This window comes from Vibrio jasicida CAIM 1864 = LMG 25398, assembly GCF_000400365.1.
GTDB lineage: Bacteria > Pseudomonadota > Gammaproteobacteria > Enterobacterales > Vibrionaceae > Vibrio > Vibrio jasicida.
Genome location: NZ_BAOG01000053.1, coordinates 234,792 through 249,295 on the forward strand (window position 1 = coordinate 234,792; position 14,504 = coordinate 249,295).

The 14,504-nt window shown below is 45.6% G+C and carries 13 protein-coding genes; 10 read left to right on the top strand and 3 right to left on the bottom strand.

The window, feature by feature from the left end:
• The first annotated feature begins 3 nt into the window (after nt 1-3).
• From VJL_RS15260 to nqrM, 7 genes are all read left to right on the top strand, one after another.
• Nucleotides 4-1,245: an NADH:ubiquinone reductase (Na(+)-transporting) subunit B gene (locus tag VJL_RS15260; RefSeq protein ID WP_005436648.1), complete on the top strand. Its 1,242-nt coding sequence runs from the start codon at nt 4-6 to the stop codon at nt 1,243-1,245.
• On the top strand, nt 1,235-2,020 hold the full coding sequence (locus tag VJL_RS15265) for a Na(+)-translocating NADH-quinone reductase subunit C (protein ID WP_038864645.1): 786 nt from the start codon (nt 1,235-1,237) through the stop codon (nt 2,018-2,020). Before VJL_RS15260 ends, VJL_RS15265 begins: the two co-directional genes overlap by 11 nt.
• A complete protein-coding gene (locus VJL_RS15270; RefSeq protein WP_005436651.1) occupies nt 2,020-2,652 on the top strand; it encodes an NADH:ubiquinone reductase (Na(+)-transporting) subunit D in 633 nt (210 codons plus the stop codon). Before VJL_RS15265 ends, VJL_RS15270 begins: the two co-directional genes overlap by 1 nt.
• 7 nt (nt 2,653-2,659) lie before the next feature.
• Nucleotides 2,660-3,256: an NADH:ubiquinone reductase (Na(+)-transporting) subunit E gene (nqrE, locus tag VJL_RS15275; protein WP_005436652.1), complete on the top strand. Its 597-nt coding sequence runs from the start codon at nt 2,660-2,662 to the stop codon at nt 3,254-3,256.
• Nucleotides 3,257-3,289: 33 nt separating this feature from the next.
• Entirely contained in the window at nt 3,290-4,513 is a 1,224-nt protein-coding gene (gene nqrF / locus VJL_RS15280) for an NADH:ubiquinone reductase (Na(+)-transporting) subunit F (protein ID WP_038864647.1), read from the top strand.
• Nucleotides 4,514-4,668: 155 nt separating this feature from the next.
• Complete coding sequence (locus VJL_RS15285; RefSeq protein WP_038864649.1) at nt 4,669-5,673, top strand: FAD:protein FMN transferase; 1,005 nt, start codon at nt 4,669-4,671, stop codon at nt 5,671-5,673.
• A gap of 21 nt (nt 5,674-5,694) precedes the next feature.
• A complete protein-coding gene (gene nqrM / locus VJL_RS15290) occupies nt 5,695-5,928 on the top strand; it encodes a (Na+)-NQR maturation NqrM (RefSeq protein WP_005427386.1) in 234 nt (77 codons plus the stop codon).
• 69 nt (nt 5,929-5,997) lie between these two features.
• Here nqrM and VJL_RS15295 read toward each other — a convergent pair whose 3' ends face one another.
• Nucleotides 5,998-7,212, bottom strand: a complete 1,215-nt coding sequence (locus tag VJL_RS15295) for a diguanylate cyclase (RefSeq protein ID WP_038879113.1) — start codon at nt 7,210-7,212, stop codon at nt 5,998-6,000.
• Nucleotides 7,213-7,373: 161 nt separating this feature from the next.
• Here VJL_RS15295 and dinB point away from each other — a divergent pair, with 161 nt between their 5' ends.
• Nucleotides 7,374-8,438, top strand: coding sequence for a DNA polymerase IV (gene dinB / locus VJL_RS15300; RefSeq protein WP_038879116.1), 1,065 nt, complete (start codon nt 7,374-7,376; stop codon nt 8,436-8,438).
• Here dinB and VJL_RS15305 read toward each other — a convergent pair.
• Entirely contained in the window at nt 8,435-10,360 is a 1,926-nt protein-coding gene (locus tag VJL_RS15305) for a RecQ family ATP-dependent DNA helicase (protein ID WP_038879119.1), read from the bottom strand. The genes dinB and VJL_RS15305 overlap by 4 nt on opposite strands.
• Before the next feature lie 91 nt (nt 10,361-10,451).
• Here VJL_RS15305 and VJL_RS15310 point away from each other — a divergent pair, with 91 nt between their 5' ends.
• Both VJL_RS15310 and VJL_RS15315 read left to right on the top strand, forming a co-directional pair.
• Nucleotides 10,452-10,931: a GreA/GreB family elongation factor gene (locus VJL_RS15310; RefSeq protein WP_038879246.1), complete on the top strand. Its 480-nt coding sequence runs from the start codon at nt 10,452-10,454 to the stop codon at nt 10,929-10,931.
• A gap of 59 nt (nt 10,932-10,990) precedes the next feature.
• Complete coding sequence (locus VJL_RS15315; protein ID WP_038864657.1) at nt 10,991-11,734, top strand: YggN family protein; 744 nt, start codon at nt 10,991-10,993, stop codon at nt 11,732-11,734.
• A 77-nt stretch (nt 11,735-11,811) separates the two neighbouring features.
• Here the strand turns inward: VJL_RS15315 and VJL_RS15320 are convergent, their stop codons facing one another.
• Nucleotides 11,812-14,352, bottom strand: a complete 2,541-nt coding sequence (locus VJL_RS15320) for an Ig-like domain-containing protein (RefSeq protein WP_038879122.1) — start codon at nt 14,350-14,352, stop codon at nt 11,812-11,814.
• Nucleotides 14,353-14,504: the final 152 nt, after the last annotated feature.

Below are 14,504 nucleotides of genomic sequence, written 5' to 3' on the forward strand. Positions count from 1 at the left end.
TCCATGCTTAAGAAATTCATAGAGGATATCGAGCATCATTTTGAACCAGGCGGCAAACACGAAAAATGGTTTGCACTGTACGAAGCAGCGGCAACGCTTTTCTACACGCCAGGTCTAGTAACAAAACGTAGCTCGCACGTCCGTGATAGCGTTGACTTAAAACGTATCATGATCATGGTTTGGTTCGCGGTATTCCCAGCAATGTTCTGGGGTATGTACAACGCGGGTGGCCAAGCTATCGCAGCACTTAACCACATGTACGCTGGTGATCAACTAGCGACAGTTATCTCTGGTAACTGGCACTACTGGCTAACAGAAATGCTTGGCGGCACCATAGGTGCTGAAGCAGGTGTTGGCAGTAAAATGCTACTAGGTGCGACTTACTTCCTACCAATCTACGCAACAGTATTTATTGTTGGTGGTTTCTGGGAAGTGCTTTTCTGTATGGTGCGTAAGCACGAAGTTAACGAAGGTTTCTTTGTAACTTCTATTCTATTCGCACTTATCGTTCCACCAACGCTACCTCTATGGCAAGCGGCACTAGGTATCACATTTGGTGTTGTTGTAGCTAAAGAGATCTTCGGTGGTACTGGTCGTAACTTCCTTAACCCTGCACTTGCAGGCCGTGCGTTCCTATTCTTCGCTTACCCAGCTCAAATCTCGGGTGACGTAGTATGGACAGCAGCTGACGGCTTCTCTGGTGCAACTGCTCTTAGCCAATGGGCTCACGGCGGTAGCGGCGCGTTGATCAACAACATCACTGGCGCTCCTATCACTTGGATGGATGCTTTCATCGGTAACATCCCAGGTTCAATTGGTGAAGTATCGACTCTAGCTCTAATGATCGGTGCAGCGATGATCGTATACATGCGAATCGCTTCATGGCGCATCATTGCGGGTGTAATGATCGGTATGATTGCAGTGTCTACGTTGTTCAACGTGATTGGCTCTGACACCAACCCAATGTTCAACATGCCTTGGCATTGGCACCTAGTTCTAGGTGGTTTTGCATTCGGTATGTTCTTCATGGCGACGGACCCAGTATCAGCTTCATTTACCAACGGTGGTAAGTGGTGGTACGGCATCCTTATCGGTGCAATGTGTGTGATGATTCGTGTAGTTAACCCAGCGTACCCAGAAGGTATGATGCTGGCGATTCTATTCGCGAACCTATTCGCACCTCTGTTCGACCATGTAGTTATCGAGAAGAACATCAAGCGGAGACTAGCACGCTATGGCAAGTAATAACGACAGCATTAAAAAGACGCTGGGTGTTGTTATCGGGTTGAGCCTTGTTTGTTCAATCATCGTATCAACAGCGGCAGTAGGCCTGCGTGATAAGCAAAAAGCTAACGCTGTCCTAGATAAGCAATCAAAGATTGTAGAAGTTGCTGGCATTGAAGCTGACGGTAAAAAAGTACCTGAGCTATTTGCTGAGTACATTGAACCTCGTCTAGTTGACTTCAAAACAGGTGATTTTGTCGAGACTGCAGAAGACGGTTCTACAGCAGCTAACTATGACCAACGTAAAGCAGCGAAAGATCCAGCAGAGTCTATCAAGCTAACAGCTGATGAAGACAAAGCTAAGATCCTACGTCGTGCTAATACAGGTATCGTTTACCTAGTGAAAAGCGGTGATGAAGTATCTAAAGTTATCATCCCTGTTCACGGTACAGGTCTTTGGTCAATGATGTACGCATTCGTTGCGGTTGAAACTGACGGTGACACTGTGTCTGGTATCACTTACTACGAGCAAGGTGAAACTCCTGGACTTGGTGGTGAAGTAGAGAACCCAGCATGGCGTGCTCAATTCGTTGGCAAGAAACTATTCGACGAGAACCACAAACCAGCAATCAAGATTGTTAAAGGTGGTGCTCCAGAAGGTTCTGAACACGGCGTTGACGGCCTATCTGGTGCGACACTAACTGGTAACGGTGTTCAAGGTACATTCGACTTCTGGTTAGGTGACATGGGCTTTGGTCCATTCCTAGCAAAAGTTCGTGACGGAGGTCTGAACTAATGTCTAGCGCACAAAACATTAAAAAGAGCATTATGGCGCCGGTGTTGGATAACAACCCGATCGCGTTGCAGGTTCTTGGTGTATGTTCTGCTCTTGCAGTAACAACTAAACTAGAAACAGCATTTGTAATGACACTAGCGGTAACATTCGTAACCGCACTGTCGAACTTCTCTGTTTCTTTAATCCGTAACCACATTCCTAACAGTGTGCGTATCATCGTTCAAATGGCGATCATCGCATCTCTAGTAATCGTGGTAGACCAAGTGCTTAAAGCATACCTATACGATATCTCCAAACAGCTATCTGTATTCGTAGGTCTGATCATTACGAACTGTATCGTAATGGGTCGTGCTGAAGCATTTGCGATGAAGTCTGCGCCAATCCCATCTCTAATTGATGGTATCGGTAACGGTCTTGGTTACGGTTTCGTTCTTATCACTGTTGGTTTCTTCCGCGAGCTGTTTGGCTCAGGCAAACTATTTGGCCTAGAAGTACTACCTCTAGTGAGCAACGGTGGTTGGTACCAGCCAAACGGCCTGATGCTACTTGCACCATCAGCATTCTTCTTAATCGGTTTCATGATCTGGGCTATCCGCATTATCAGACCTGAACAAATCGAAGCGAAGGAGTAAGGACGTCATGGAACATTACATCAGTCTGCTAGTTAAATCGATTTTCATCGAGAACATGGCACTGTCTTTCTTCCTAGGTATGTGTACTTTCCTTGCCGTATCTAAGAAAGTTAAGACCTCTTTTGGTCTGGGTGTTGCAGTAGTGGTAGTACTTACTATCGCGGTTCCTGTGAACAACCTAGTTTACAACCTAGTTCTAAAAGAGAACGCGTTAGTTGAGGGCGTAGACCTTAGCTTCCTAAACTTCATCACCTTTATCGGTGTAATTGCGGCACTTGTACAGATTCTAGAGATGGTTCTTGACCGTTTCTTCCCACCTTTGTACAACGCGCTTGGCATCTTCCTACCGCTGATCACAGTAAACTGTGCGATCTTCGGTGGTGTATCTTTCATGGTACAACGTGACTACAACTTTGCTGAATCTGTTGTTTACGGTTTCGGTTCTGGTGTGGGCTGGATGCTAGCAATCGTTGCTCTTGCAGGTATCCGTGAGAAGATGAAGTATTCAGACGTACCTCCTGGTCTACGTGGTCTTGGTATCACGTTCATCACTGTAGGTCTGATGGCGTTAGGCTTCATGTCTTTCTCTGGTGTTCAACTGTAAGTCGGGTAAACCGCATTAATTAAGGAATAGTCAATGGACATTATTCTTGGTGTAGTGATGTTTACTCTGATCGTACTTGCGCTAGTACTAGTGATTCTTTTCGCTAAGTCTAAGCTTGTACCAACAGGTGACATTACAATTTCTGTGAACGATGACCCTTCACTGGCGATCGTTACACAACCAGGTGGTAAGCTACTATCTGCGTTAGCTGGTGCTGGCGTATTCGTATCTTCTGCTTGTGGTGGCGGTGGCTCATGTGGTCAGTGTCGCGTAAAAGTTAAATCAGGTGGTGGCGACATCCTACCTACCGAGCTTGACCATATTACTAAAGGTGAAGCACGTGAAGGTGAGCGTCTAGCGTGTCAAGTTGCAATGAAAACTGACATGGACATCGAGCTTCCTGAAGAAATCTTCGGCGTTAAGAAGTGGGAATGTTCAGTTATCTCTAACGATAACAAAGCAACATTCATCAAAGAGCTTAAGCTACAAATCCCAGATGGCGAATCAGTACCTTTCCGTGCTGGTGGTTACATCCAGATTGAAGCGCCAGCTCACCACGTTAAATACGCTGACTTCGATGTACCTGAAGAATACCGTGGTGATTGGGATAAATTTAACCTGTTCCGCTACGAGTCTAAGGTAAACGAAGAAACGATCCGTGCGTACTCTATGGCTAACTACCCAGAAGAACACGGTATCATCATGCTTAACGTTCGTATCGCGACTCCGCCGCCGAACAACCCAGACGTACCACCTGGTATCATGTCATCGTTCATCTGGTCTCTAAAAGAAGGCGACAAGTGTACGATTTCTGGTCCATTCGGTGAGTTCTTCGCGAAAGACACTGACGCTGAAATGGTATTCGTTGGTGGTGGTGCAGGTATGGCCCCAATGCGTTCTCATATCTTCGACCAGCTAAAACGTCTGCACTCTAAGCGTAAGATGTCATTCTGGTATGGTGCACGTTCTAAGCGTGAAATGTTCTACGTAGAAGACTTTGATGGCCTAGCGGCTGACAACGATAACTTCGTATGGCACTGTGCTCTGTCTGACCCTATGCCAGAAGATAACTGGGATGGTTACACAGGCTTCATTCACAATGTTCTTTACGAGAACTACCTACGTGATCACGAAGCACCAGAAGATTGTGAATACTACATGTGTGGTCCACCTATGATGAACGCTGCTGTAATCGGCATGCTAAAAGATCTAGGTGTAGAGGATGAAAACATCCTACTAGATGACTTCGGTGGTTAATCCCTCTAAGTGATTGAATCTATGGCTAGCTCTGTAAGAGCTAGCCATTCTTTTTTGTAAAATACAAAATGATATTCAACAGTTGCTATAGGAAATCGGTTTATCTCAAGAGAACCCATTTTCCATATCAATTTAACAACAATAGGAGTAAACAAGTGAGTAAATGGCTTGTTGCATTCGCTTCTCTATTGGTTTTAGCTGGCTGCGACCAACCAGCAGATCAAATTCATCTAAGTGGCCCAACAATGGGTACGACTTATAACATCAAATACATCGAGCAAGATGGTTTACCAAAACCAGATGTCTTGCAGGCAGAGATTGATCGCTTACTTGAAGAAGTGAACGATCAAATGTCGACATACCGTGAAGATTCAGAGCTGAGTCGATTTAATCAGCATCAAACCAGTGAACCGTTTGAAGTCTCGCCACAAACCGCTACGGTAGTGAAAGAAGCGATTCGTCTTAACGGCCTTACTTTAGGTGCACTTGATGTAACTGTAGGACCATTGGTTAATCTTTGGGGGTTTGGCCCTGAAGCGCGCCCTGATGTGGTGCCTTCAGATGAAGAACTGGCGGCACGCAAAGCGAATACTGGCATTCATCATCTTTCCGTTGAAGGTAACAAGATGTCAAAAGACATCCCGAACCTATACGTGGACCTATCGACTATTGCGAAAGGTTGGGGGGTGGATGTAGTAGCCGATTACTTGCACTCTCAAGGCATTCACAACTATATGGTGGAAGTTGGTGGTGAGATGCGCTTGAAAGGCCTTAACCGCGAAGGTGTGCCATGGCGCATCGCGATTGAAAAGCCAACTGTTGATGAGCGCTCAATCCAAGAAATTATTGAGCCTGGTGATATGGCAATTGCAACAAGCGGTGACTATCGTAATTACTTTGAGAGCAATGGTGTGCGATACTCTCATATCATCAATCCTCAAACAGGCAAACCTATTCATCATAAGGTAGTGTCTGTAACGGTACTGGATAAATCGTCGATGACAGCTGATGGTCTTGCTACTGGTATTATGGTGCTAGGTGAAGACAAAGGCATGGAAATCGCGAATGAAAATAACATCCCAGTTTTCATGATTGTGAAAACGGACGATGGTTTTAAAGAACTGGCTTCGGAAGCATACAAGCCGTTCATGAAGAAATAACAACTTAGTGAGCATGTCCCAATGAGTACATTTCTAATTACTTTTGCTGTCTTTGTTGCGGTGATTGCCGCGATGGCAGTTGGCTACATCTTCCAGAAGAAGGTAGTGAAAGGCAGTTGTGGTGGTCTTGGTGCGGTAGGCATCGAGAAGGTATGTAACTGTCCTGAACCATGTGATGCACGTAAAAAACGTGAAGCTCGTGAAGCACTACGTGCTGAAAAACTTGCTGCATGGGAAAAAGATCGCATTGCTTAATATGTGAATCCTAAACAGAAAAACCCAGCTTCGCGCTGGGTTTTATTTTTTCTGAGCCGTGAATGTTCGTTACTGGTAAATGGTCTGATTTCGGCCATTCCCTTTTGCTTGATACAGCCGGTCGTCCGCTACCTTAATCTGTTGGTCAAGGTTGCCGTCGATGTTTGATACTCCAACGCTAATCGTTACTTGAATACTCTCGTCCTGATAAGGTACGGGTGTTTTCTCTACACGTTGACGCATTTGTTCCAGTCGATTGACGAATTCATCATAACTGCCACAAGATTGTATACAGAACTCTTCACCACCAAAGCGTGCAATCACGTCTTCTGGGAAATAGATCTTCAGGATATTCGCTACCATCACCAAGGCTGCATCCCCGCCGTCATGCCCGTAATTATCATTCACCTTTTTGAAGAAATCGATATCTAGCATCGCGATGTTGCGCTGTTTACATCCGCAACAAGCTTGACCAAATAAAAATCGACGATTCCATAAGCCAGTTAATGAATCTTGGTTGGCCATCCGGAACAATTCGGTAGTCGCTTCTTTCATGTCTAAGATTTGATGGACACGACAGAAAAATTCCTCTTGGTTGAAGGGTTTATATAAAAAGTCGTTAGCGCCAGCCTTCAGAAAGCGTGCGGTCATGGTGTGGTCGTCACTGCCAGAGATGCCTAGGATAGCCAGTTGGTTTTTATCCAGCTTTTGGCGCAGTTCTCGGATCATAGTGATGCCGTCTTTTACCGGCATGTCATGATCTGTCAAAACCAAGGTGATGTCGGGATTTTGCTCGATGAGCTCAATGGCTTTTTGTCCATTTTCGGCTTGAAGCGTTTGAATATATTGATGTTCTAACAGCTGAACAACATGGTGACGAACGGTCATCGAATCATCAACAACCAAACATTTGTGGTGCTGGTTATTGGTCAAGCGCTTAAGCAATGGCAGAAGATAAGAGACAGATGCCATGCTGTCTTTCAGGATGTAGTCCAATACACCTTTTGCCAACATTTGCTCTCGAATATCTTCCTGAAACATGGCTGTCAGCACAATGACCTTATGTTTACAAGCAAGGAGGAGGTCGATGATCTCTCCATCCTGTGCGTCCGGCAAACAATAGTCGAGAACGGCACATAATAAGTCATGTTCATTCATCAAAAAGGATTTAGCTTCTTCAAAACTCTCTACGGCAAGCACTTCATAACCAGCTTGGCTTAAGATTTGATGCAAATAATTTCTGAAGGCGCGACTGTCTTCGACAACCAGTATTTTCTTACTCAAAGAAGTGTCCCTACTTTTAGTGTTACTTGCATCAATAATAACGAAATGTGAATACAGTGCTATCAATAATTCAGATTATTGACTCCAGATAACACTATTTTCAAAGCGGCTATTTATGGCTATACTGTTTTTTTAAACAGTATTTGTTTTGTGTGTAGATCGTGCTTGAAAGAATAAGAAAAATAATTCACGTTGATATGGATTGTTTCTATGCTGCCGTTGAGATGCGCGATAACCCAAATTATCGGGGAGTCGCCCTTGCGGTTGGTGGGCATGAAAAGCAGAGAGGCGTTATCAGCACGTGCAATTACGAAGCACGTAAGTTTGGTGTACGCAGTGCAATGCCAACCGCAAGAGCATTACAACTATGTCCGAACCTGCTTGTGGTTCCGGGGCGCATGCACGTGTATAAACAAGTTTCTCAGCAGATTCGTGCCATCTTTGAGCGTTACACGCAAATCATCGAGCCTCTCTCTTTAGACGAAGCTTATCTCGATGTCACGGACTCATCAGCATGTCGAGGCTCTGCAACTTTAATTGCCGAATCGATTCGCCACGATATACATGTTGAACTGGGATTGACCGCATCAGCGGGCATCGCACCGATTAAGTTTCTTGCCAAAGTAGCCTCTGACATGAATAAGCCAAACGGTCAGTTTGTGATCCCGCCGGATAAAGTTCAGGAGGTGGTGGACAAACTTCCACTCGAAAAAATTCCTGGAGTAGGCAAAGTCAGTTTGGAGAAGCTTCATCAAGCTGGGTTCTACTTATGTGAAGATATTAAAAAAAGTGACTATCGTGAACTGCTGCGTCAGTTCGGGCGTCAAGGTGCTTCGTTATGGAAACGCAGTCACGGTATTGACGATCGTGAAGTAGTGGTAGAGCGTGAACGTAAATCAGTTGGTGTTGAGCGTACGTTTAGCGAGAACATCTCGACTTACGATGAATGCTGGAAAGTAATAGAAGAAAAACTCTACCCAGAATTAGAAAAACGGCTAGAGAAAGCCAATCCAGATAAATCGATCATCAAGCAAGGCATCAAGCTCAAGTTTGCTGACTTTCAACTTACGACGATTGAGCACATTCATCCCCAGTTGGAACTAGAGGATTTCAAGGTGCTGCTGCGTGATATTCTTAAACGCCAAAATGGTCGAGAAATTCGTTTGCTGGGCTTGAGTGTGATGCTCAAGCCCGAAGCACAAGCTCGTCAATTGAGCTTTTTCTAGGATCGAGCGATTTCCACTTGTTTCAATACTTGCTCGAAAGAGACATTCGCCATTGCTCCATAACCTTGCAGTTTGCTCGCTTTTAACTGAGTGATAAGTGGCGTACTAATGCCACATAAAAAGCGAGAAACCGCTGCATTACTGACGGCGGTAGGTGATAGTTGGATGAATTCGTTAATCCATGCTGATAGGTGAGTGAGTTCAGGTATTTCATTTTGAGAGCTTGGAAACGTAGCGACGTGCCCGCGACATACTGAGCAGTGACCACATTGCGTCGGTGCATTGTGATCAGCGAAGTAATGGGCCAGTTGATGACTCAAGCAATCGTCAGATTGGAATAAATTCAGCATGGTATGGATACGGTCAATATCCTTGCGTTCTTTGGATTGAAATAATTCAACCAAATGCTGAGCGAGTCCGTCTTGGCTTTGAGTGTCTGGAAGGACAGAATACACATCTGTTAGTTGTTTGCTTTCCAGCTCAATCCAGCCGTTTTGATGGAAGTAATCCAAAGCCGCAACCACTCGACTTCTCTCCGATTGGTAATGCATCCACAGCGCTTCCAAATCAACCTGACACCAAACTTTGGCCCTTGTCGAACAGGTAAAAATAGCCTCAATAAACTGGCGACGTTCACCGTGAAATTGGTTGAGAATGAATTGCTGATCTTGCAAAAACTTGAAGCGATATTCAGCAAAATAACTGTATTTTGCGGTAATAACTTGGGCAAGCTCCAAATAAACTAGCAGTGTCTTTAATGGCAATTGACGAATGTTACTGTCTCGAGATAAACGCAAAGCCATTACTTCCCATTGAGGAGCATGTTCGCGAATTTGCTCCAACACATAATGAATTGAGATCGGTTCTGGGGTATCACCAAACACAAAGTTTTCTAGGACGGTTAAGCCCGAAGTATTCCCAAGTAAAATGCATTCTGAACGCTCGCCATCCCGCCCTGCACGTCCAATTTCTTGCGCGTAGTTCTCGATTGACTTAGGTAAGTCAAAGTGAATTACTCGGCGAATGTCGGATTTATCGACTCCCATACCAAACGCGATGGTCGCGACAATGCAGTCAATTTGTGACGCCATAAATTGATGTTGAATCTGTTCGCGGATTTCGCTTTTCATGCCAGCGTGGTAAGCATGTGCATTGACGCCCAAATGGATCAAAGACTTTGCCACTTGCTCGGCGGTTTGCTGCTGTGTCACGTAGACGATGGTCGGAAGTTTTGGTGCAGCCGTAATAAGATCGCCAAGTTGAGTGGGCTTATTCGCTTCTTCACAAGGAATAACGGAGATATCAAGGTTAGGGCGATAAAAGCCAGTCACTGTAATGTGTTCACTCGCGATATTGAACTTCTTCTGCATATCTTCAATAACCGCAGGGGTTGCAGTGGCGGTTAACAATAGAGATTGTTTGATGTTGAGGTCTTGCTGATATTGCGGAAGTTTGAGGTAATCAGGGCGGAAGTTGTGGCCCCATTCAGAGATACAGTGCGCTTCATCGACCACCATTAAAGAGATAGGAATTTGACGAATAAACTCTCGAAAGCGCTCGTTCTTCAAGCGTTCAACCGAGATCATCAAGATTTTAATCTTGCCACTTTTTACGCCCGCCATTACTTGTTGAGTTTCTTCGCGACTTTGGCTGCTGTCCACTGATGCTGCAGGAATCCCTCGACTTTGTAAAAAGCTTAATTGGTCTTTCATTAAAGCCAAAAGCGGCGAGATCACTAACGTTAGATTGGGTAGCAAAGTCGCGGGCAGTTGGTAACAAAGTGATTTACCTGAGCCAGTCGGAAAGATTGCGGCAGCGGAATGACCACTCATCACAGCTTCAATGACGGGTTGCTGTCCTGATCGTAAAGAATCAAAACCAAACACAGACTGAAGTGTTTGCTGAAGTCGGTCACTTTGCATAATAGGGAAACCTCTATTTGATGGTAAACTGTCGCAGAAAACGATTCTTTAAATTACCACATTCTAAATGCTTAATGCGCGCCCTAAAAGTATGAACAAAGCTGACTTAGTCCAAATTATCATTCAACACTTAGAAGAGAAGCTGCAAGTTGCTCACGCCTCTACACAACGAGCAATTGACGCCGCGACAGATGAAGAAACTGTCCCTGAGCATAAATACGATACACTAGCACTTGAGGCATCTTATCTTGCGCATGGACAGGCCATGCGCGTGCAAGAAAGTGAAGAAGAGCTTCGCCAGTACCGCACTCTTGTGTTGCGTGATTTTGTCGATGCTCGTATCGCGGTTGGTGCTTATATTGAATTAGTGGACGAAAATGATATCGAAAAAGCTTTCTTTATAGGGCCTTGCTCTGGCGGATTGACTGTCGAATGGCAAGGCAAAGAGGTGTTTGTTCTTACGCCGAAATCCCCCCTTGGTCGTGCTTTGATGGGGAAAGAAGAAGGGGAGGAAGTTGAGATGAAAATTGGCGATAAAACAACTTGTTATGAAGTCGTGACGATTTGCTGACATCCCACCCATAGGTGGCTGTTATAGTTAAACAGAATAATCATGAAAAAGAGAAAGTAATGAAGAAACTGCTCACGCTCTCCTTGTTGACTATCAGTGCCAGTGGCTACGCAGCTCAGTGTCGCGTTGATATTAACAACGAAGTTCGTATGGATGGTCAGAACTTAGAAATCGTACATGCCAATGGTGAAAAAGCGGTCGTCGATGAAGACAATAACCTGTTCATCAAAGGTGAAATGATCGAGCTAGATGATGATCAAAAAGCGGCAATTGAAAGTTACCGCGAGAAGATGAATGCTTATATTCCGCAAGCGAAACAGCTGGCGAGTGATGGCTTAGCCCTAGCAAATGACATCATCGATGATATCGCAGTAAGCCTTGATGCGCCTGATTCGTTTGATAACGTTAAGGTTGCGGTAAAGGATTTCTTTGCCGATGTAGAAGCCCGTTACTACAAAGACGGTGATTTTATTCTGCCTGCTGACAGTTTTGACTCGATGACAGAATCATGGTCACAAGACTTCGAAAAGGCACAAGAAATCTTTAACAAAGAATTCCTAACCAGCGCATTTGACGCTTTGTCTGCCAAGATGAAAGAAGACGGTGGTTTGAACTTGACTGCGCTGTCTGAAAGCATGACGGAACTGCAAGCCAAGGTACAAGAACGCTTAGCTGAGCATTCGAAAGACGTCGAAAAACAAGCGGAAGATTTGTGTGAATCACTGGATGATATGGCAGGTGAAGAGCAAGATCTGCTGAAGAAGATCCCAGCGTTAAAAGATTACCAAGTCTTCACGATTTAATTCGCGAAACACAAATAACAAAGAGCGCCTGTTATCGGCGCTCTTTTTACATGGGTACTATTCAGTATCTATACGAGTTATTCCGCATTCATCTGAGTTAACTTATCGCCCACTGGTTTCGAGAAGTTAAAGCCATCGTGTTCATCCCAATTGATTGACCATGTCATCACACCAGCGTAGTTCGGGTAGTTGAATGCTGGTTTCACTGTGCCACATGAAGTGCCTTTGGTTAAGCAATCTAATGCGTCTAGGATGTTCTGTGTTGGCGCCTGACCTGAGTTAGCTGAACTTGGACCCGACGGCAAGCCAATCGCGACTTGGTCATCACGCAGTGGCTCAAACATGGTGCCGTCTGCTAATTCAAAGCCTTCAATCAACATCTTAGATTGCGCCACCATCATATCCACTGAGCCTTCTGGTGCCGATCCTGGTAAGTAAGGGTTTGGCAAGCCACCGTTGTTGTATAACTGAACGTGTAGCAAGTCGAGTGTGCTGCGTGTTTCGTTAATCACAGGAATGTATGCGCCCCAAATACCGCTATAAGCAATGTAGCCACCTTGTACATAAGGGTGCTCAGGTGCCATGGTTAGGTACATATCGCCGCCCATGTTCTGCTCGATTTGCAACAAAGCACCACCTAAACGAGCTTGGATTTGCGAACCATGCAGCAGGTTAGAGCCACTTTCTAAATCTACATCCAAGCCATCAAAACCCCACTCAGCAATCAATCCGGTTAGGCTAGACACGAAGTTTGCTTCATCTTGGTCAGTGTTGAGTGTGATTGTGCCTTCTGCGCCACCAAGAGACAGAACGAACTTCTTACCTTTAGCTTGCAGAGCGGCCATGTCTTGCTTGAATTGAGTTGGGTCTAGCGCAGGACAATCACTATAGATGTCACCAGAGTACAGGTTGAAGTGCACGGTACCATCGCTGTTACGGTCGTTTTCTGCAAAGGCAACATCAATCACATCCCATGCATCAGACATGTCAGCGAGGCGGATAGGACAGCCTGCACCGTTCACGAAGTTGTGCCAGTAGCCAATCAACTTATGACGTTTCTCAGTTTGTTCAACAACGGTAATCGATGCCGCATCAGAAAGCGCTATTGTACCTGCAAGATCGGTGGCTTGAGCGCTTACCGTAAAGCTACCAATCGCGGCAGGTGTCCAGTTCGCCGAGTAAGGTGCTGTCGTGTCGGTTGCGACAATGGCACCGTTCACCATAAAGTCGACGTGTTTCACGCCAGAGGTTAGTGAGGTTGCATCCGCGCTTAGAACGAGATTTTTACCTAAACCGACGGTTTGACCTGCACTCGGTGACGTCAATGAAATCACCAAATCTTGGTCACTCACAGTCACGTTAACGACAGACTCGGACGTGTTGTTATCGTTGTCTGTTGCAACGGCTTTAAGTTGATTGGTACCAATTAGCGTTGCATTCCACAAGACTGAGTATGGTGCTTGAGCAACCACACCTAAACTGGTGCCATTGGCGAAGAACTCCACTTGAGTCACGTTATCGTCTGCATCGCTGGCATCCGCCGAGACTTCAACATTGTCGCCTGCGAGTAATACTTGGCCTTCGCTTGGTGCGGTGATAGCGACTTGAGGCGGTGTCGAACAGGCACCTAGCCCAGTCCATGCATCCTGCCAGTACAAACCTTCACCTGGCTCATAAGCCCAGGCTGCATCAGAAGAACACCAGCCTGCAACATCACAGCGATATTTCTGGTTGAGATTAGAGACGAGTGCACCTGCTTCATAGCGGTTACCTGCCACATAAGGCAAGGCGTCTGCACAACCGCCAGAACTAGAGTCGCTGACGACGAGCGAGACTTCTTGGCTCATGGTTGACAGGTTCGAATCATCGGTTGCTTGCGCTTTGAAGGTATGAGTACCGACTGCCGCCGTCCAGACATATTCATATGGAGCCGCAGTATCGACAGCCACGGATTGGTTGTTTAAGAAGAACTCAACTTGGGTGACTAAACCATCGCTGTCTGCTGCATCGGCCGTTACCGAAATAGTGTCACCTACATTTGGTGTTTCTGTACCTGTTGGGCTCGTTAGAGAAACGGTTGGAGGTGGCAATTCGGTTTGTGGTTGAACGAAGATAGAAACATTGGTTGCGGTTACCGCACCTTCGTTGTCGGTGGCGATTGCCGTTAACTGAGAGACACCCTCTACTGCTGTCCAGTTAGCTTGGAAAGGGGCTTGGCTTACCATTGCAACAGTTTGATTCCCAGCAAGGAACTCTACTTGAGCCACTTGCCCATCTTCATCAGCAGCATTGGCTAATAGCGTTATTACGCTGCCTTCTGGTATCTGTGCGTTATCGGTTGGAGAAGAGAATGAGACTGTTGGAGGTAGGTTTGTACCGCCACCATCACATTGCCCAAGGCCTTTCCAAGCCTCCCATGGTCCCGAGTTGTTTACCGGATTATTGCCTTGGGTCCAATAGGCCGCTTCATAAGCTGCGCCTTGGGTCCGTACTTGATCGCCAGAGTTATAAACGGTGGTACCATCCCATGCTGATAAATTTTGGCAGTTATAAGCTTGAGCTTGGTAGCTGACACTGAGTGCCGCGATGACCGCACCATGCAGTAGCGTGACCTTCATTTTTCTCTCCTTGAGTTACAAGATGTTCTGTTGAACTAATTAGATAACTAGTTGATAAATAGACATCAGGAGAGAAATTCGAAGCGTTATGTTTCACTTTTCAACACGAAATCACGTTGAACTATTCGTACTTTACAACTCGGCTCATTATT